This window comes from Roseovarius litoreus, assembly GCF_900142765.1.
GTDB classification, from domain to species: Bacteria; Pseudomonadota; Alphaproteobacteria; order Rhodobacterales; family Rhodobacteraceae; genus Roseovarius; species Roseovarius litoreus.
On the sequence record NZ_FRCB01000001.1, the window covers coordinates 667,724 to 685,430 of the forward strand.

Annotated in this window: 16 protein-coding genes and 1 tRNA gene; 7 read left to right on the forward strand and 10 right to left on the reverse strand. The window is 61.7% G+C overall.

Features of this window, described 5'->3' with window-relative positions; all coding sequences use genetic code 11:
• Window positions 1-148: 148 nt before the first annotated feature.
• Window positions 149-2,014 carry a sigma 54-interacting transcriptional regulator gene (locus F3H35_RS03265; protein WP_223228292.1) on the forward strand — a complete coding sequence of 622 codons (1,866 nt, stop codon included), beginning with the start codon at window positions 149-151 and terminating at the stop codon, window positions 2,012-2,014.
• 78 nt (window positions 2,015-2,092) lie between these two features.
• Here F3H35_RS03265 and F3H35_RS03270 read toward each other — a convergent pair whose 3' ends face one another.
• A complete protein-coding gene (locus F3H35_RS03270; protein WP_149778195.1) occupies window positions 2,093-2,326 on the reverse strand; it encodes a hypothetical protein in 234 nt (77 codons plus the stop codon).
• Between the two features lie 283 nt (window positions 2,327-2,609).
• On the opposite strand from F3H35_RS03270, the gene F3H35_RS18760 reads away from it, so the two are divergent.
• Window positions 2,610-2,753, forward strand: coding sequence for a hypothetical protein (locus F3H35_RS18760; RefSeq protein ID WP_188129846.1), 144 nt, complete (start codon window positions 2,610-2,612; stop codon window positions 2,751-2,753).
• 329 nt (window positions 2,754-3,082) lie between these two features.
• Here F3H35_RS18760 and F3H35_RS03275 read toward each other — a convergent pair whose 3' ends face one another.
• Entirely contained in the window at window positions 3,083-3,952 is an 870-nt protein-coding gene (locus tag F3H35_RS03275) for a LysR family transcriptional regulator (protein WP_149778196.1), read from the reverse strand.
• On the reverse strand, window positions 3,949-4,947 hold the full coding sequence (locus F3H35_RS03280; RefSeq protein WP_149778197.1) for an NAD(P)-dependent oxidoreductase: 999 nt from the start codon (window positions 4,945-4,947) through the stop codon (window positions 3,949-3,951). The genes F3H35_RS03275 and F3H35_RS03280 overlap by 4 nt, the downstream gene beginning before the upstream one ends.
• A 119-nt stretch (window positions 4,948-5,066) precedes the next feature.
• On the opposite strand from F3H35_RS03280, the gene phnC reads away from it, so the two are divergent.
• The 3 genes from phnC to phnE are packed head-to-tail and all read left to right on the forward strand — an operon-like array spanning window position 5,067 to window position 7,594.
• Window positions 5,067-5,846, forward strand: coding sequence for a phosphonate ABC transporter ATP-binding protein (gene phnC, locus F3H35_RS03285; protein WP_149778198.1), 780 nt, complete (start codon window positions 5,067-5,069; stop codon window positions 5,844-5,846).
• A 25-nt stretch (window positions 5,847-5,871) separates the two neighbouring features.
• Window positions 5,872-6,747 (forward strand): phosphate/phosphite/phosphonate ABC transporter substrate-binding protein, encoded by an 876-nt coding sequence (phnD, locus tag F3H35_RS03290; protein ID WP_149778199.1) that lies wholly within the window; start codon window positions 5,872-5,874, stop codon window positions 6,745-6,747.
• A gap of 22 nt (window positions 6,748-6,769) precedes the next feature.
• Window positions 6,770-7,594 (forward strand): phosphonate ABC transporter, permease protein PhnE, encoded by an 825-nt coding sequence (phnE, locus tag F3H35_RS03295; RefSeq protein ID WP_149778200.1) that lies wholly within the window; start codon window positions 6,770-6,772, stop codon window positions 7,592-7,594.
• A 75-nt stretch (window positions 7,595-7,669) separates the two neighbouring features.
• Here the strand turns inward: phnE and F3H35_RS03300 are convergent, their stop codons facing one another.
• The gene (locus F3H35_RS03300; RefSeq protein WP_149778201.1) at window positions 7,670-8,134 is read right to left on the reverse strand and encodes an Lrp/AsnC family transcriptional regulator; all 465 of its coding nucleotides are present in this window, start codon (window positions 8,132-8,134) and stop codon (window positions 7,670-7,672) included.
• A 486-nt stretch (window positions 8,135-8,620) separates the two neighbouring features.
• Between F3H35_RS03300 and F3H35_RS03305 the strand changes: the two genes are divergently transcribed.
• Window positions 8,621-10,126, forward strand: coding sequence for a VPLPA-CTERM sorting domain-containing protein (locus F3H35_RS03305; protein ID WP_188129847.1), 1,506 nt, complete (start codon window positions 8,621-8,623; stop codon window positions 10,124-10,126).
• A 275-nt stretch (window positions 10,127-10,401) separates the two neighbouring features.
• On the opposite strand, the gene F3H35_RS03310 is transcribed toward F3H35_RS03305, so the two are convergent.
• Window positions 10,402-10,478: transfer RNA gene (locus F3H35_RS03310), tRNA-Pro, on the reverse strand.
• Window positions 10,479-10,554: 76 nt separating this feature from the next.
• On the opposite strand from F3H35_RS03310, the gene F3H35_RS03315 reads away from it, so the two are divergent.
• Entirely contained in the window at window positions 10,555-12,183 is a 1,629-nt protein-coding gene (locus tag F3H35_RS03315) for a Na/Pi cotransporter family protein (protein WP_223228293.1), read from the forward strand.
• A gap of 18 nt (window positions 12,184-12,201) precedes the next feature.
• On the opposite strand, the gene leuB is transcribed toward F3H35_RS03315, so the two are convergent.
• The 5 genes from leuB to leuC all read right to left on the reverse strand — a co-directional run bounded on the left by leuB (window position 12,202) and on the right by leuC (window position 17,679).
• Entirely contained in the window at window positions 12,202-13,308 is a 1,107-nt protein-coding gene (gene leuB, locus F3H35_RS03320; RefSeq protein WP_149778203.1) for a 3-isopropylmalate dehydrogenase, read from the reverse strand.
• Between the two features lie 88 nt (window positions 13,309-13,396).
• A complete protein-coding gene (locus tag F3H35_RS03325; RefSeq protein WP_149778204.1) occupies window positions 13,397-14,422 on the reverse strand; it encodes an endonuclease/exonuclease/phosphatase family protein in 1,026 nt (341 codons plus the stop codon).
• A gap of 35 nt (window positions 14,423-14,457) precedes the next feature.
• Window positions 14,458-15,297 carry a hypothetical protein gene (locus tag F3H35_RS03330; RefSeq protein ID WP_149778205.1) on the reverse strand — a complete coding sequence of 280 codons (840 nt, stop codon included), beginning with the start codon at window positions 15,295-15,297 and terminating at the stop codon, window positions 14,458-14,460.
• Window positions 15,298-15,670: 373 nt separating this feature from the next.
• A complete protein-coding gene (leuD, locus tag F3H35_RS03335) occupies window positions 15,671-16,276 on the reverse strand; it encodes a 3-isopropylmalate dehydratase small subunit (RefSeq protein WP_149778206.1) in 606 nt (201 codons plus the stop codon).
• Entirely contained in the window at window positions 16,276-17,679 is a 1,404-nt protein-coding gene (gene leuC / locus F3H35_RS03340) for a 3-isopropylmalate dehydratase large subunit (RefSeq protein ID WP_149778207.1), read from the reverse strand. Before leuC ends, leuD begins: the two co-directional genes overlap by 1 nt.
• Between the last annotated feature and the right edge of the window lie 28 nt (window positions 17,680-17,707).

A 17,707-nucleotide genomic window follows, 5' to 3' on the forward strand; every position in this document is an offset into this window, starting at 1 on the left:
TTGTGCACTCGCAAAATTTTGTTATTTAACAATTGCTTAATATGATTTTACGGATGTTTGGAATTATCATTTTTCGTAATTCACGAAATATCGTGATGCGTGGGTTTCAAATCCGGCTATGCTGATCGGCATGACCGATGCGCAGACCATGATTGATTCCCTCGTGAGCGCCCTGCCTCAGGCGGCGGTGGTGGTGGACACGGCCTCGGACAGGGTCGCGGGGTGGAACGAGGCGGCGGCGAAACTGCTGACGGGCCAGAGCGAAGCGCCGGGGGACATACGGTTTTCCGGCTTGCTTGGGCCGTCTCTGCCGAGGTTCGTGGTGTTCATGGAAGAGGTGGATCATCGCGGCGAAAGCTGGACCCGCGATGTGGGGCTGACATCGCTTGAGGGACAGACCGTGCGCTGCGAGATCAGGGCGCGGCCCCTGCCGGATCACCCGGGGCTGGTCCTGCTGGTGCTGACCGATCTGACCGCGTTCGAACGTCGAACCGCGATGGTCGAGACAGCCAAGATGCACCGCGCCGGGCTGAGCGAATGGAAGCGCGCGGAGCGGTTCTTTGCGGAACTCGAGCGCGAGAACCAGTTGATCCTGAACGCGGCCGGCGAAGGGATCTATGGGGTGAATGCCGAGGGAAAGACCACCTTCGTCAACCGCGCGGCGCGCGAGATGCTGGGTTGGACCGGGGAGGATCTTCTGGGCCGCAACATCCACGCGATCATCCACCATCACCACCTGAACGGCGATGTGTATCCCGCCCATCAATGCAAGATCTACCAATCGTTCCGCTTCGAGAAGATCAACCGCGTGGATGACGAGGTGTTCTGGCGCAAGGATGGCAAGCCGATCCGTGTAGAATACGTCTCGACCCCGATCTATGACCAACAGGTGCTTGTGGGCGCCGTGGTGATTTTCCGCGACATCACCGAGCGCAAGGAAAACGAACGCAAGCTGCACGAGGCGTTGCAGGAGGTGGCCCTGCTGCGAGACCAGCTGGAGCAGGAGAACGCCTATCTTCAGGAGGCCATCACCTCGGAGCGGGCGCATCACGACATTGTCGGATCCTCCCCGGCGGTCAAGCAGATCCGCACCCGGATCGATCTGGTCGCGCCCACCGATGCGACGGTTCTGATTACCGGCGAGACCGGCACCGGCAAGGCGTTGGTGGCCAACGCCATCCACAAGGCCAGCGCGCGGTCGCGGCGGGCGATGATCACGTTCAAATGCGGCGCGGTGTCACCGGACGATATCGAGGCCGAGCTGTTCGGGCAGGTGCGCGGCGCCTTTCCCGGATCGACCCGGGACAAGCCCGGCAAGCTGGAACTGGCGCATGGCGGCACGCTGTTTCTGGACGACATCTCGGAATTGCCGTTGGAGACGCAGGGCAGGCTGTTGCAGACGCTTCAGACAGGGACCGTCACACGGCTGGGCGATACGCGGGCCAAGGCGCTTGACCTGCATGTGATCGCGGCGATGAACGACACGCCGGACCGGGCGGTGAAATCCGGCAAGCTGCGGGAGGATTTGTTGTTCTTCCTGAACGTCTTTCCGATCAGTTGCGCCCCGTTGCGCGAACGACTCGAGGATATCCCGGTGCTGGCTTCGCATCTGCTGGGCATTACCTGCAGGCGGTTGAACCTTGCGCAGCCCACCATCACCGAACGGGCGGTGCAGCAGATGATGGACTATCGGTGGCCCGGCAATGTGCGCGAATTGCGCAACGTGCTTGAGCGCGCGGCGATCGTTTCGGGTGGGGGCAAGATCATTCTGGAACTGGGGCTGGCGCAGTCCGGCACCAACAGCGACGGCGCGCCGATCCGCACCGAGGCCGAGATGGACCGCATGATCCGCGACAACCTGATCGCCTGCTTGCGGGAAACGGGCGGCAAGGTGTCGGGGCCGGGTGGGGCGGCGGAGCTTCTGGGGGTCAGGCCGACGACACTCTATTCCCGGATCAACCGTTTCGGCATCGAGGAGAGCGACTGGCGGGTGGGCGCGTTGAGCACGACCTGAGCCGATCATTTGGCTGTCGCCGGCAGCAGGCCGAACAAGACACTGTCCGGCCCGCCGCTCATTTTGTCCGGTGCAAGGTTACTGAGTGGTTGTCTCTTGGGTGCTCTGCGTGTCCTGTCCCAGTTCACCCAGGCCAATGACGGTTGCCGAGCTGAGTTCGGTTCCGATATTGCCGGCCAGACCGTCAACACCGTCCTTGATCACAACGACACCGCCGACGGCAAGGCCCACGACGGAGGCCGTCAGCACCACCCAATCCACCGTGACTGCGCCATCTTCTTCCGAGCGGAACTTTTTGAAAAACTTGATCATTTCTGTCTCCTGGATCTGATTGTAAGTCTTGTAGGTCAAGGCGCCTGAAGACCGTTCGGGCCGTGTCGTTCGGCGCCGGGCGGCTCAGGTCTGAGGCTTAGAAAGCCCAAGGACATGGGAAAAAATTTGGCGCAAATGAAGTTTCCGAGTCCCGGATTTCGCCATTTATCCTCCGATAGCCACGTCCCGAAAAGTCATGGACCATCGTCTGATCCCGAGCTGCGCATGGGGCGGTATAGCTGCTTTCAGGACAAGACCTGTGACGCTGTGGAAGGGCTGACGGATGCGATGGCTGCAAGACTACATGATGGTAATGACGATGGCCGTTGCGATTGCGATCGGCGTTGCCGGGCTGTCGTCGCTGGGGCTGGAGATTCTGAAGAGCGACTTCGCGGACGCGGTGTCGTCACTATCGAAAGAGCGATGAGGCGCCATAGGGCGCAGGACACGTCTCGATGTCGGGAAAATGGCGGGAATCCGTCTGACAGCGCAGGACATTCAATGGCGAAGAAGCTGAAATTCTTGCGGGTCTGATGCGGTTTTCTACCGTGATTCTGGGACAGAATGCGTGTTGCGCCGGGACTCACCCCCGGATCGCGGCGTGACATGACCGCGTGGGGCCGGTCGGGATCATGAAACGGCGGCCCTGCGGGCGACCGATTCTGTCGTTCGCCGCAATAGAGGCCGCTTCAGGAATCGCGGGGGCCACCGCGCCGAGCGATGGCCAGACGATAGAGAGGCGGGCCGATAATCGGCCTATGCGGGTTCGGGGATCAGAAAATCCAACATACGCGCGGCTGGGACGGCAGCGGCGCTGTCCTTGAGAATGGCGAGGTAAAAAGGTTTCGTCAGCGCTTTGCCCTTCAAGCGGCAGATGGCCAGATCCCCCGAGGCAACTTCCGACAGAACCGAGCGCGCCAGCACGATGGAGGCCCCCAAGCCGGCGGCAACAGCGCGCTTGACCGCTTCGGTAGACCCCAGATTGCCCACTGTGTTCAATTCGGCGGCCTGTGGGCCAAGGGCGTCGTTCAGCAGCGTTCCGGTCCCCGTGCCACGTTCACCGCCCAGAATGCGAAGCGTCTTGAGTTCCTCGAAGGTGATCTCGGACCGTGTGGCAAACGCATGATCGGGCGGCAGGATGATCACCATCTCTTCGCGCGCCCAAGCCTTGGCGGAGACTGCGGCATGCGACAAGGGCCATTCCATCGCGGCAAGGTCAACCTCGCCGGTCAGGAGCATCTCGGCGATCTTGGGATTTGGGGCCGACACGACCTCCCACAGCATCTTGGTGTCCTGGGTCGCCAGAAACGCCGCCAGATTCTGCGGCATGAAATACGAGGCGATGTTGCCACTGCAGCCGATCTTGAGGGTGTCCGACAGAGCGGCGTCCCGTGCCCGTGTGGCCGAGGCCAGAACCTGCTGGGCATGCGGCAGAAAACGCGCGCCCGCAGGGGTCAGACGGCTGCCGGAATGGTTGCGGCTGACAAGCTCGGCCCCGAGATCGCTTTCCAGCTTCTTGAGGTGCTGGGACAATGTCGGCTGAGCGATGCCGATCCGTTCGGCGGCAGCCTGAAAACTGCCGGCCTCGGCCAATGCGACAAAACTTTGCAGGAGGGTCAGGTTCATCGATCGAGGACCTCGGGGTTGAGAGCGTTCTCGGGGCAGCCGCCCTTGAGGGTGGTGATGATGCAATCGGCGGCGGACGCGGCGATCTGGCGCCTGACATCGGTGACGGCCGAGCCGATATGGGGGCTGAGCACGGTGCGGTCGCTGGCCAGGATATCGGGATGGATATGGCGCGGTCGGTCCGGCCTGTGCCAATCTTCCATTTCAAAGGTATCCGCCGCATATCCGGCAAGATCGCCCGCGTTCAAGGCCGCAGCTACCGCCGCTTCATCAACAAGTGATCCGCGCGCCGGATTGACCAGATAGGCGCCGGGTTTCATGCGTTTCAGAAAATCAGCATTCACGATATGCAGGGTACGCGGCGTCAACGGCAAGGCCAACACGACGAAATCAGATGTCGAGATCACCGCATCCAGCGGCGCATATTGAGCGGCGAGCGCTTTTTCAGTGGTCGGATCAAGACGCTCTTCGTCGAAGTAAAGTCGGCTTCCCCGGAACCCTGACAAGAGACGCATCGTCTCGCGTCCGACGGCGCCTGCGCCGATCACGCCGACCGTCGCGCCTTGAATGCTGCCACCGTAGAAGCGGGGACGCCAGCCGGCAAACTCACCCGATCTGACATAGCTGTCGCCCGCGCGCATGTTGCGGGCCAATGCGATCATCAAACCAAGTGCCAGCTCTGCTGTCGGTTCGGTCAACAGGTCCGGAACATAGGTGACCAGAACACCGCGACGGGTGCAGGCGTCTACGTCCAGATTGTCGAAGCCTTTCAAGGCGCCGGCCACGATTTTCAGATCAGGGCAGACCGCAAGGAAATCGTCATCGATACATTCGGTCATGAAGGCCATGACCGCCGCCGCATCGCGGCAGGACGCGCGCAGGGCATCGGGAGAGACAGGTTCGCGTTCGGTGTTCGCAACAACCTCGCCAACCGTCTGAAGGCGCGCGATGGTTTCGGTTTCGATCCAGTTCGGGACCACGATCTTGGTCTGCATCAGCACTCCTCCGGGCAATCTGGAGTTTGGCTAGCAGGATTTCCGGGTTATCGCAATATGTAATAAAAGTGTCTTAAACATTGGTTATCGAAATGCCGATACGAAGGAGAATCGATGCCATGGATGGGTCACCAAAGCTTGCCGCAACCGATATCTTGAGCCTGCATGGGATCGAGGTTGTCTATCCAAACGCGACACGGGCGCTGCACGAGACGACCTGCCAATTCTCGGATGGTGAACTGACCGTGCTGCTTGGGCCGTCGGGTGCCGGCAAGTCAACCTTGCTGCGGACCTTGAACATGCTGACGCGGCCCACCGCCGGCACGATCCTGGCCACGGGGCATGGCGCGCTGAAAACGGCCGCAGATATCCGCGCCCATCGTCGCGATACCGCGATGATTTTCCAGCAGCACCAACTGATCGGGCGCATGGGCGCCTTGCGGAACGTGCTGATTTCGCGTCTTGGCCGGCATTCCGTATGGAGCAGCATGATCGGTTTTTCCATGGCCGAGCGACGCCTTGCGCTGGATGCTCTTGATCGAGTGGGCTTGTTCGACAAGGCGCTGACGCGCTGCGACAGCCTGTCTGGGGGCCAGCAGCAAAGGGTCGGCATCGCGCGTGCCCTGACTCAGGAGCCCAAGCTGATCCTTGCGGATGAGCCGATTGCATCGCTCGATCCGGCGTCATCCAACCGCGTGATGACCATTCTGCGCGATGTCTGTCGCGAGGATCGCATCCCCGTGATCGTCAGCCTGCATCAGCTTGATTTCGCCAAGGCCTATGCCGACCGGATCATCGGACTTTCGGGGGGCAAGATCGTGTTTGACGGACCGCCCGAAACCCTGAGCGACGCCGCCCTGACGCGCATCTATGGCGCGCAAACGGACAGCTCCACCTGACTTCATCAACCCTGGGAGACCAACAATGAAGACGATCCTGACCTTTACCGCCCTGCTTCTGGGCACAACCGCAGCCTTTGCCGCGGGCGATCATGACCCCGACACGCTGCGCGTCGCCCTGCTGCCCGACGAAAACGCGGCCACAGTCATCCAGGACAACAAGCCGCTGGCGGCCTATCTGGAAGAGACCCTTGGCAAGGACATCGAACTGATCGTGACGACCGACTATTCGTCGATGATCGAAGCGATGCGGTTTGGTCGTGTGGACGTGGCCTATTTCGGACCTGCATCCTATACGATCGCGAAAGCCAAGATGGCGGGTGGCGATCTGGATATCGAGCCGTTCGCCGCGCGTGTGAAGGATGGCAGCACCACCTATCAATCCGTGCTGATCGCGAATGCCGAAAGCGGCATCGACTCGATCGATGATATCGAGGGCAGCGGTATCGACGTGGCGTTTGGCGATCAGGCGTCGACCTCGAGCCATTTTGCACCGAAATACACCATGATGCTGGAAGGCGTCACGGAAGGCGACGACTACAAGCAGAACTTTACCGGTGCGCATGATGCCGTGGCCCGCAATGTCGAACTGGGCAATGCCGCCGTCGGCGGGTTGAGCCGCCCGATTTTCGAAAGCCTTGTGGCGAAAGGCACGGTTGATCCGGCCAAGGTGGTGGTCATCGGATATTCCGCCGACATCCCCCAGTACCCTTGGGTTCTGCGCACCGACATGACCGAGGCTCTGGAGCAGGGCATCAAGGACGCGTTCCTGTCGCTTGAGCGTGGCACGGAAGCCGGAGACGCGGTGTTGAAGCCGTTCAAGGCAGATGGCTTCGCGGCGATCACCGACGCGGATTATGACATCATCCGCGACATCCGCAAAAACCTCCAGTCCAACTAAGCCAGCGACGAAAGGGTCCGACATGCGCCGCCCCATAGCCGAGACGCCCATCCTTACCGATCCCGAGATGATCCTCGCCGAGGACAGCAAGGGGCGGCGCATAGTGTTCCTTCAAATTCTTGGCGTCCTGGCCATTGTCATCCTGTCGCTTTGGCTGACCGGTATGCTGGACGGCGACCGTCTGGCCCAGGGACTGCCGGCCATAGGCGTTCTGGTCACCGAGATGATTCCACCGGATTTCGGGCGCTGGCGCGATTGGGTCGACCCGCTTCTGGAAACACTGGCGATGTCGATTGCCGGAACGGCGCTTGCCATCGCGCTGTCCCTGCCCTTGGGGTTTCTGGCCGCGCGGAACACGACCCCCAACAAGATCGCGTATCAATGCGCACGTTTCGTGCTCAACACGCTGCGCTCGATCCCGGAACTGATCCTGGGCATCATCTTTGTCGCCGCTGTGGGCTTCGGGATGCTGCCGGGTGTGCTGGCTCTGGGTCTGCATTCCGTCGGCATGGTCGGGAAGTTCTTTGCCGAAGCGATCGAGCACGCGCATCCGGCCCCTATCGAGGCGACCGAAGCCTCGGGGGCGACGCGGATGCAGGTGATCCTGCATGGTGTGCTGCCACAAGTGTTTCCGCAATTCGCCGATGTCAGCATGTACCGGTGGGAATACAATTTCCGCGCGTCGACTGTTATGGGCATGGTCGGTGCGGGCGGGATCGGCACGGAGCTGGTCGGATCGTTGCGGCTGCTGGATTATCCGCAGGTCGCAGCGCTTCTGCTGGTCATCCTCGGCTGCGTGACGCTTGTGGATATGCTGAGCAATACTCTGCGGTCGCGCTTCAAGTGAGGTAAGCTGCGGCGGTTCAGATGGCCGGAGCGTCGGGAAGATGATGCGCGCATCATCCGCAAGCCAGAACGTCCGTTAGGGTCTTGTTTCAACCGGCATCGAAAAGCCGGTTTTGACACGGTTCATCACGGCACTGGTGCGAAACCGAAGGATGTTTTCTTCTTCGAAAAAATATTCCGACGTAAAGTTTTCGAAATCAGCCATATCACGGGCCGAGACGAGCAGAATGAAGTCCGCGTCTCCGGTGACGTAATAGCACTGCATGACTTCGGGGGCGTCGCGCATGCGCGCCTTGAAGTGTTCCAGATCGGCCTTGCGCTCACGCTGCAGGGAGACTTCGACGATCAGCATCAACCCCCGTCCGATGCGAGTGGGATCGAGGAGAGCGATTTCAGCTTCGATGACGCCAGACGCGCGCAACCGGGCCAGACGCTTGCGGCACGCGTCAGGCGACAGGCCAACTTCCCGAGACAAGGCCTCGGCCGTCAGCCGGGAGTTTTTCTGCATTATTTCAAGAATGCGGGAATCGAATCGGTCCATGCATCTTATGATTGCTAAAAAGGGGGGGATGACGAAGCGATTTATCGATTTTCGTCCGATAATCGGACGATTTGCCGAATTTGGGCCAAAAATCGGGTCGTTTTCACGAAAACCGTCCGGTATTCGATCCGACTTTTAACGTAGCATTTCGATAGGGCGCCCCCGATCCGGTGCTCGGAAATTTAGATCGACTAGAGCTGTATTCAATAATCCGGAGCTATCGCTCTGACGGTTCCACAAACAGAATAAATCCGCGATCCGGATTTGCGGGTCGATGGGTGACTATACGCTGCCTGGTAATAAGAGACGGGCGATTTTTCATTCAAGTCCTTATTCAAGGGAGCAAAATTAATGAAACAGGGATTTATAGTTATAGGTGCGTGTCTCTTGCCTTTGGCGGCACAGGCGGCGACCTACCAGCAATCCGGTATCGTGCTTGAGACAGAAACCAGACAAAGCGCATGGGGGAGCGGGAGCGCCACAAGGTTGGCCGATACCGTATTCATCGGCCCTGACCCTTGGAGCGAATCCGAAGAGTTCGGAGGCTTTGTCGGCGGTGCGACCTCTTTCAGCTATCCGAACCCGAAACGTATCGCATGGAATATCTGTAACGCGCTGCCGTTCACAAGCTGCGGGACCGCGCCGGCGGCGACCCTGACCACCAGGATTGACACCACTACGGGGGCAGAAGCATCAATTTCAACCTCCGGCAGGGCGGGGCTTGAGTTGAACTATGCGCTTGACGCAGGCTCGGTCGGATCGCGTCTGGAATATGTCGCACATGCCGATATTCCGGGCACGCCCGTGGAAAAAGGGCAGATTGTCTCTCTGACCACAAGTGCCGAGCTGGTTTCAGGGTCTTTGGACTCTCAATCCCCGACCGCTGAAGCCTCACTGGATGTGGTTGCGGATATCACCCTCGATGTGTCGACCACCGGCTGCGTTGTCGGAGGATGCTCATCGGGGAGTACCAACCTGATCGATGTCGATGGCTTCCGCAAAGAGTTGATCTCGATTGACCCGAATGAAATCAATTACCTGGACGGGTTTCTGCCTGAGGCGGTGAAACTGTCCACGCCGATTGGTGATGTGCCTACGTCACTTGAAGCCGATCTGGTGACAAGGAAGTTGGAGTTCAACACCAACGTCAACAACGACACTGGCGCACCGGGCGATCCGAACGACCCGAAAACCAAGAAGGACACAGTGGTCGACTCCACTGAACCAGGTAGCGGCCTGTTTGTCGAACTTGCACGCGTCGACGCCAAAGTTCCCTTGTTGGCACTCGATGGCCAGACAAACGCCGGTGACGAGGACATCACACTTGACGGAACAGCCGATTTTCTTGCCCTGAAGGCCGATATCGATGGGTTGCTGACATATGCGGGCGTGCTTCCGCCGCTTGGCATCCGTGCGGATTTCGGGCAGTTCGTCTCGGGGTCTGTTGACTTGCTGGATATTGAAGTCGGCCCCACCATCAGTCTGTTCCAGACCTTCCGGCTGACACAGGAGCTGATGGTCGATCTGTCCTTTGACAAGCAAGTTGACATCGCGGGCATCGGCCTCGCAAGCAGCTGGTCCGGTCTTTGGGAGGAATTGCCTGATTTCACCCTGTTTGGCACGACAGTGGCAACGCCCACGTTTTTCACGCAGGCGATGTTGCGCAGCACCACCGGCTTTGATTTCGGGGCCGAGTTCGATCTTGACCTGCTCAAGGGAAACTTGACCGTCGGATCCGGCAGCTTCAATGCGTTCGAGGGAAGTTTCGGCCCTGTATTCAACGTGGGTGGACAGAAAAGCTTTGGTCGTGTCGCCTTGTTCGATGACACGTTCGCACTGGGCGGGTTCAACACGTTCGAGGGTCAGGCGATGACGTTCCTTGTGGGCAATGGCACATCGCCGTCGCAGATCCCGCTGCCCGCAGGGGCATGGCTGCTGATCGGCGGGCTTGCCGGGTTGGGTATGCTGCGCAGACCCAAAAGGCGCGGGTGATCCATGAGATATGCGGTGACGCTGATCCTGTCGCTGACGGGGTCAGGTCACTGTCTCACGATGACGGGCTGGTGACGCGATCGGGATAATGCATGGCAATCGGGACGTTGCATCCGATCGCGCCGTGGGGACTGTGTTTGCTGTAGAGGCTGCACCAAGTCGCGAACGTTCCAGCCGCGTCTGAAAGCGTCAGGAGCCAGTGCGCGTTCAGCTTCACCGAACCAAGGCGCACTGTCTTTCCAACAAAAAAGGCGCCCGAAGGCGCCTTGTTTTATTGGTCGGAGTGAGAGGATTCGAACCTCCGGCCCCTGCCTCCCGAAGACAGTGCTCTACCAGGCTGAGCTACACTCCGACCGTGGAACAGGCGATTACAGATCGTTGCTGCGCTTTGCAAGGGGGATTCGGGCGGGCGCTTGTATTCACACGCGATGATCCACATTCTGACATCATGGGGTGATGCCGACATGATGCAGATGGTGACGGCCCTTGGCGGGATAGGTTTGTTCCTGCTGGGCATGAAGATCATGACAGAGGCGCTGCGCGAGGCGGCGGGGGCCGATCTGCGTCGGTTGCTGGCGCGGTTCACGACAACGCCGCTGCGCGGTGTCGCCAGCGGTGCCGCGACCACGGCTGTGATCCAGTCCTCGTCGGCGACGACGGTCATGACGGTGGGATTCGTGGGCGCGGGGCTTCTGACGTTTCCACATGCGCTCGGGGTGATCTATGGCGCCAATATCGGCACCACGGTGACCGGCTGGATCGTGTCGCTGGTGGGGTTCAAGCTGAAGCTGGGCGCGGTGGCGATGGTGCTGCTGTTCGCGGCGAGCCTGAGCCTGCTGTTGTCGCAAGCGCGCACGGCGCGGATCGGGCGGATCGTGGCGGGGTTCAGCCTGCTGTTCATCGGGCTGGACATGATGCAGGAGGGGCTGGCGGGTGCTGCCGACTGGCTGACGCCAGAACGCTTGCCGGGCAGTGGACTTGGCGGAATGCTGGCGATGGCGGCATTGGGCCTCGTGCTGACGGTGGTGATGCAATCCTCGTCGGCGGCGGTTGCGGTGGTGCTGGTTCTTCTGACCACGGGCGCGCTGCCGCTGGTGCAGGCGGCCGCGGCCGTGATCGGGATGAACCTTGGCACCACCTTTACGGCCCTTCTGGCAACGCTTGGCGGATCGCGGGCGATGCAGCAGACATCCCTTGCCAACCTTCTGTTCAACGCGGGCACCATGCTGATCGCGTTTCCGGCGTTGTGGGTGCTTGCGGCACCGCTCGAAGAGCTTGCGGCGCGGACCGGGCCGGATACCGCCCTGGTGCTGTTTCACACCGGGTTCAACCTGTTGGGGACGGCGGTGTTTCTGCCGATGACCGGGCAATTCGCGGCACTGGTGGAGCGGCTTCGGCCCAGCGAGGCCGGAGGCGGCGCGCCGCAGCTTGACCCACGCCTGCTGAGCGATGAGGGCGCCGCGCTGCAGGCGGTGCATGGGACGGTGACATGGGCCGCACGCGAGGTCTTTGCGGCGTATGCGGCGGCGCTTGGACCGCAAGGGGATCTGCGGCGGCTGTCGGCGCTGGAGCCGCGGGTGGGCATGGCGCTCGACGATCTGAAGGACTTCATGGCGCGCATATCGGTGCCAAGGGACAAGGCCGATGAGGCCGCTGCCTTTGCCGCGCTGATGCATCAGGCGGATCATCTGGTGCGGCTGCTGGAGCAAAGCCGGCGGCGCGGCTTCATCCCCGTGCTGGGCCGGGAGCCGGTGACGAAGCGCCCGGCACATTGGTTCGCGGGCTGCCTGTCACCAGAGCGGGGGCTGGAGCTGTCCGATATCGGCGCAAGGATGGCGCGGATGGCAGGGCCGGTGGCGCATCGCTTTGCGCGGCATCGGCGCGGTCTGCTGCTGGGAGAGCATGCGGGGATCTATTCGGTGCAGGACACGTTCGAGACCACCGATGCGATGCGGTGGCTCACGCGGATCATGCACAATGTCCAGCGCATCGGAGAGTATGACCACGCGTTGGGCAAGCATTTGGGGCGGCCCGACAGGACCGCCCCGGATGTCTGAGCCAGACGGCGCCTGCGTTTAGAGGCTGGCGTCGAGGGCTGCGATCACGGCATCGCCCATTTCCGAGGTCGAGACGGGCTGCACGCCCTCGTCGCCCAGAAGATCGGCGGTGCGCAGACCATCGGCCAGCACCTTTTCGACGGCCTTTTCAAGGCGCGTCGCCTCGTCCCCGGCATCGAAGCTGTAGCGCAACGCCATGGCGAAGCTGAGGATACAGGCGATCGGGTTGGCCTTGCCCTGCCCAGCGATATCGGGGGCCGAGCCATGCACCGGCTCGTAGAGCGCCTTGGGACGGCCATTGGCCATCGGCGCGCCAAGGCTGGCCGAAGGCAGCATGCCAAGGCTGCCGGTCAGCATCGCGGCCAGATCCGACAGGATGTCGCCAAAGAGGTTGTCGGTCACGATGACGTCGAATTGCTTGGGCCAGCGGGTGAGCTGCATGGCGCCGGCATCGGCATACATATGCGTCAGCTCGACATCCGCGTAATCGGCGTCATGCACCTTTTGAACCACTTCGCGCCACAGGATGCCGGATTCCATCACGTTGGCCTTTTCCATCGAGCAGACCTTGTTGCCACGGCGGCGGGCCAGTTCGAAGGCGGCGCGCGCGACGCGGTCGATCTCGGACTCGGTGTAGCGTTGGGTGTTGATGCCCACACGCTCGTTGCCTTCTTCGAAGATGCCGCGCGGCTCGCCGAAATAGACGCCCGAGGTCAGCTCGCGGACGATCATGATATCGAGCCCGGCGACCACGTCCCGCTTGAGGCTGGAGAAATCGGCCAGAGCGTCAAAGCATTGCGCCGGGCGCAGGTTGGCGAAGAGGTCCATTTCCTTGCGCAGACGCAGAAGGCCGCGTTCGGGCTTCAATGAGAAATCAAGGTTGTCATAGGCCGGGCCGCCGACGGCACCCAAGAGCACCGCGTCAACCTCTTGGGCGCGGGCCATGGTGTCATCATGCAGCGGTGTGCCATGCGCGTCATAGGCGGCGCCGCCGACGAGATCCTCGCTGACGTCGAAGGGCATGTCGCGCTTGGCACCATACCAGTCGATGATCTTGACGACCTCGGCCATGACTTCGGGGCCGATGCCATCGCCGGGCAGGATCAGAAGCGAGGGGTTGCTCATTGGGCGTGTCCTTTAGAGTTGAGAGTTCCGCAAATCGCTATCCCGTCGCCGGGGAATGGTCAAGAAAGCCGATGGGGGCGCGCAAGGCTCAGGGAAGGTCGATATCCACCCAGACAAGACGGTGGCGGCTGGCGGTTTCGACCTCGGCCAGAGCGGCGCCGGAGGCGGGCCAGTCCACGCCCGCGTCCCGCAGGATCAGATCCGCAGAGGGCAGGATGTAATCCACGCGACGGGGGCCGGGGCCGGGCGACGGCCAGTCGACGGTATCGAGCGAAGGATCGGCACGGCGTGAGGGATCGGGACGCAGGCTTGCGGGACGGCGGGGGCGCGCATCCCGAAGCCGGGCGTCCGACAGCAGCGCCAGAAGCGGCGCCTTGCGCCCCTCGCCCTCGGACGGCGACAGATTGATCGCTCCGAGAAGTGCGAAACGCGCCGAAGGCGCCGGCCCGAAGACACCATCCAGATACAGGCGCCAGAACCGGGTTTCATCATGGTTGCGGCGGCCATTGCGATCCTCGGGGCCGTCGAACACCGGCGTGGTGGCATGGTATGTCAGGACATGGAACGGCCCCGAGGGCAGGATCACCGGAACCACCCAATGCCCCACCGAGGACAGCCGTTGCACCGCCTGCGCCTGTGCCGAGGGAAAGGGTGCCCCATCGCGAGAGGGCAGCAGCGCACCGGGAAGATCGGGCCAGAGCAGTCCCGAGAAGTCCTGCAGTCGGGCGGTATCGAAGGGATAGCGCGACAGGATCGCCATGCCCCCCTGCCCCGAGAAAGCCCCGTATCCCTGACGGTCTGACGGGTCACCGGTGCGCCCGTCGCCATCCATGTCGAGCCCGGTGGGCATCCCGGTATTGGGTCTCAGCGCGAAGAGATGGGGATACGCGAGCCCCTTTCGGGCGATGCTGTCGCGCAAGGCCGAGAGAGCCAGCAGATCCATGTCGTAATCGATGCCCTGCAGCACGATCACATCGGCCCGCGCGCGCGCGATCACGGCGACCACGGCGAGCACCTGAGGATCGTCGCCACGCCGGATGTCGCGCAACAGAAGGCCGGGGCCTTCGCGCTCAAGCTCGGTATGAAAGGTGGCGAGGCGCAGGCTGTCGGCCATCGCGAGCGAGGCCCAACAGACCGTCAGAAGCGCTGTCAGGCCTGCTGCAGCGCCTCGGATTCGGCGCGGGCATAGGCGCGTCTGCGCTTTTCCTCGATCATCTCGGCGATGCGGGACATCGCGATACCGCGCATCAACATGCTTGCGGGAAGGAAAGCCCATGCCGTCATCGTCCAGATCAGGGTCTGCGAATTGGCGATCGAGATCGGGTCGATGAGATCGGATGCCGCCTTGATCGCCGCCGGGATCAAGAATGGCAGCAAACTTCCTAACACAATGTTAAGACCCGCATCACGCTTGAGCCGATGGAGCACATCCCCGCCGCCGGTGGGATCGAAAAGCGGCAGGTTCACCCAGACATTGAACGCACCATTGCGGATCGGCCAGCCCTGAAAGCGGACGCAGGTGATGAAGACGAACATCATCACGATCGAGATCGTATAGGACAGCCCCGCCGCAGTGCGCACAGAGGTGACAAGCTCGGGGCTGGCATCCGCGGGCAACATCAGCACCACCAGCCGCACCGGTGAATAAGGGAAGTCGATCGCCTGCCCCAGCCCGTTGCCGAGCGTCGTCAGGAAGATCGTCATTTCCGAGGGATAGGCCTCGCCGCGCAGGATCACGGTGAGCAACAGAACCGTCAGAAACAGGCCCGCGAACTTGAGCCGATTGAAGGGCGGCGCGAAGCGGAACTCGATGATGCTGGGATAGCGCCCGTAATATTCGATGAAGGTCATCAGCGATGCAAGGATCGCCAGCACCATCACCAGCTGCGCCGTATCGGAGGACACGGAAGGCAGCAGAAGCGACGGCGTCGCTATCAACAACGCCACCAGAACGGCGCGCGCAAGCGCATTTACCACCTGTGAAACCACTACCCGATTCCCTTCAAACTGGTCCGGCCCGGTTCAATGCCACGCCGTTGTTCCAACTTGATCCCGCCAAATGTGACGGCTTGCCCCAATTTGGTCCAACTTTTGCCCACTTTCAGCCCCCGGCTCAACCTGTTGGTTAACAGGACCCGTTTTTTGGGGCCGATTGATGGAAAGGGTGGTGCGGGAATGCATCATTTCCGGTGCGGAAATTGGGCAGGCTTGTGGTTGGCCACAACATGTTGGGGAAAAAGGAAAATCCGCCACAATTCGCGCAAGCTGCCCCGCATGCAGAAAGGTGCGACGGAAAAACCGCCGCCGGGGCGAGCCGGGCGGCGGCATGTCAGATAGGCAAGAAAGCCGGTTGCGGCGACGCTCAGACCCAGGGACGGGACGTGGCGGCGCTGGCTTCGAACGTGTCGATGGCCGAAGCCTTTTCAAGCGTCAGGCCGATATCGTCGAGACCTTCCAGAAGGCAGTGCTTCTTGAACTGATCGACCTCGAACGCGATCGTTTCCCCATCCGAGGTGGTCACGGTCTGGTTTTCCAGATCGACGACCATCCGCGCGTTCGAGCCTTTCTCGGCATCCTTCATCAGGATATCGACCTTGTCCTGCGGCAAGGCGATCGGCAGGATGCCGTTCTTGAAGCAGTTGTTGAAGAAGATATCCGCAAAGCTGGGCGCGATGACGCAGCGGATGCCGAAATCCTTGATCGCCCAGGGCGCATGCTCGCGCGAGGAGCCGCAGCCGAAATTCTCGCCCGCGACAAGGATCTCGGCGTCGCGATATTGCGGCTTGTTCAGCACGAAATCGGGCCGCTCGTTGCCGTCATCGTCGTAGCGCATCTCGTCGAACAGGTTCTTGCCAAGCCCCGAGCGCTTGATGGTCTTGAGGAACTGCTTGGGGATGATCATGTCGGTATCGACATTGATCAGCGGCATGGGCGCGGCGACGCCGGTGAGTGTCTTGAACTTTTCCATCACATCATCTCCCGGACATCGGTCAGTCGGCCCGTCACGGCGGCGGCGGCGGCCATGGCGGGGCTCATCAGATGGGTGCGCCCGCCGCGACCCTGTCGGCCTTCGAAATTGCGGTTCGAGGTGGCGGCGCAGCGCTCACCGGGGCTGAGCTGATCGGGGTTCATGGCAAGGCACATGGAGCATCCCGCCAGACGCCATTCGAACCCGGCCTCCTTGAAGATATCGGCCAGCCCCTCTTCCTCGGCCTGGGCACGGACCAGGCCCGATCCGGGCACGACCATGGCGCGCAGACCGTCCTTGATCTTCTTGCCCTTGACGATCGCGGCGGCGGCGCGCAAGTCTTCGATCCGGCCATTGGTGCAGGAGCCGATGAAGACGGTGTCGATTTCGATATCGCTCAGCTTCTGACCGGGCTTGAGGCCCATGTATTCCAGCGCGCGACGGGCGGCGTCCACCTTGCCGCCGGTGAAATCCTCGGGCGCGGGAACGACATCGGTGATGGGCAGCACGTCCTCGGGGCTGGTGCCCCATGTGACCACGGGCGCGATATCCTCGCCCTTGAGCGTCACGACCTTGTCCCAATGCGCGTCGTCATCGGAATACAGCGTCTGCCACCAGGCCATCGCCGCTTCCCACTGGGCGCCCTTGGGTGCATGGGGGCGGCCCTTGATATACTCGAAGGTCTTTTCGTCCGGCGCGATCAGGCCGGCACGCGCGCCACCTTCGATCGCCATGTTGCAGACGGTCATGCGGCCTTCCATCGACAGGCCACGGATCGCCTCACCGCAATATTCGATGACATAGCCCGTACCGCCGGCGGTGCCGGTGCGGCCGATCACCGAAAGGGTGATGTCCTTGGCGGTGACACCGGGGCGCAACTGGCCGGTGATCTCGACCTTCATGTTCTTCGACTTGGTCTGGATCAGGGTCTGGGTGGCCAGGACATGCTCCACCTCCGAGGTGCCGATGCCATGCGCCAGCGCGCCGAACGCGCCATGGGTGGCGGTATGGCTGTCACCGCAGACCACGGTCATGCCCGGCAGCGTCCAGCCCTGTTCAGGCCCGACGATATGCACGATCCCCTGGCGGATATCGTTGACCGGGTAGTAGTGAATACCGAAATCGCGCGCGTTCTTGTCCAGCGCCTCGACCTGGATGCGGCTTTCCTCGTTCTTGATGCCTTCCAGCCGGTCCGGCGTGGTGGGGACGTTGTGATCCGGCACGGCAATGGTGTTTTCCGGCTTGCGCACCTTGCGCCCCGCCATGCGCAGGCCCTCGAAAGCCTGCGGGCTGGTCACTTCGTGGACGAGGTGGCGGTCGATATACAGAAGGGATGTGCCATCCTCGGCCTCGTGCACCAGATGCGCATCCCAGATCTTGTCATAGAGTGTCTTGGGGGACATGGGTCCTCTCCCGTTTGGCGATGTGTGA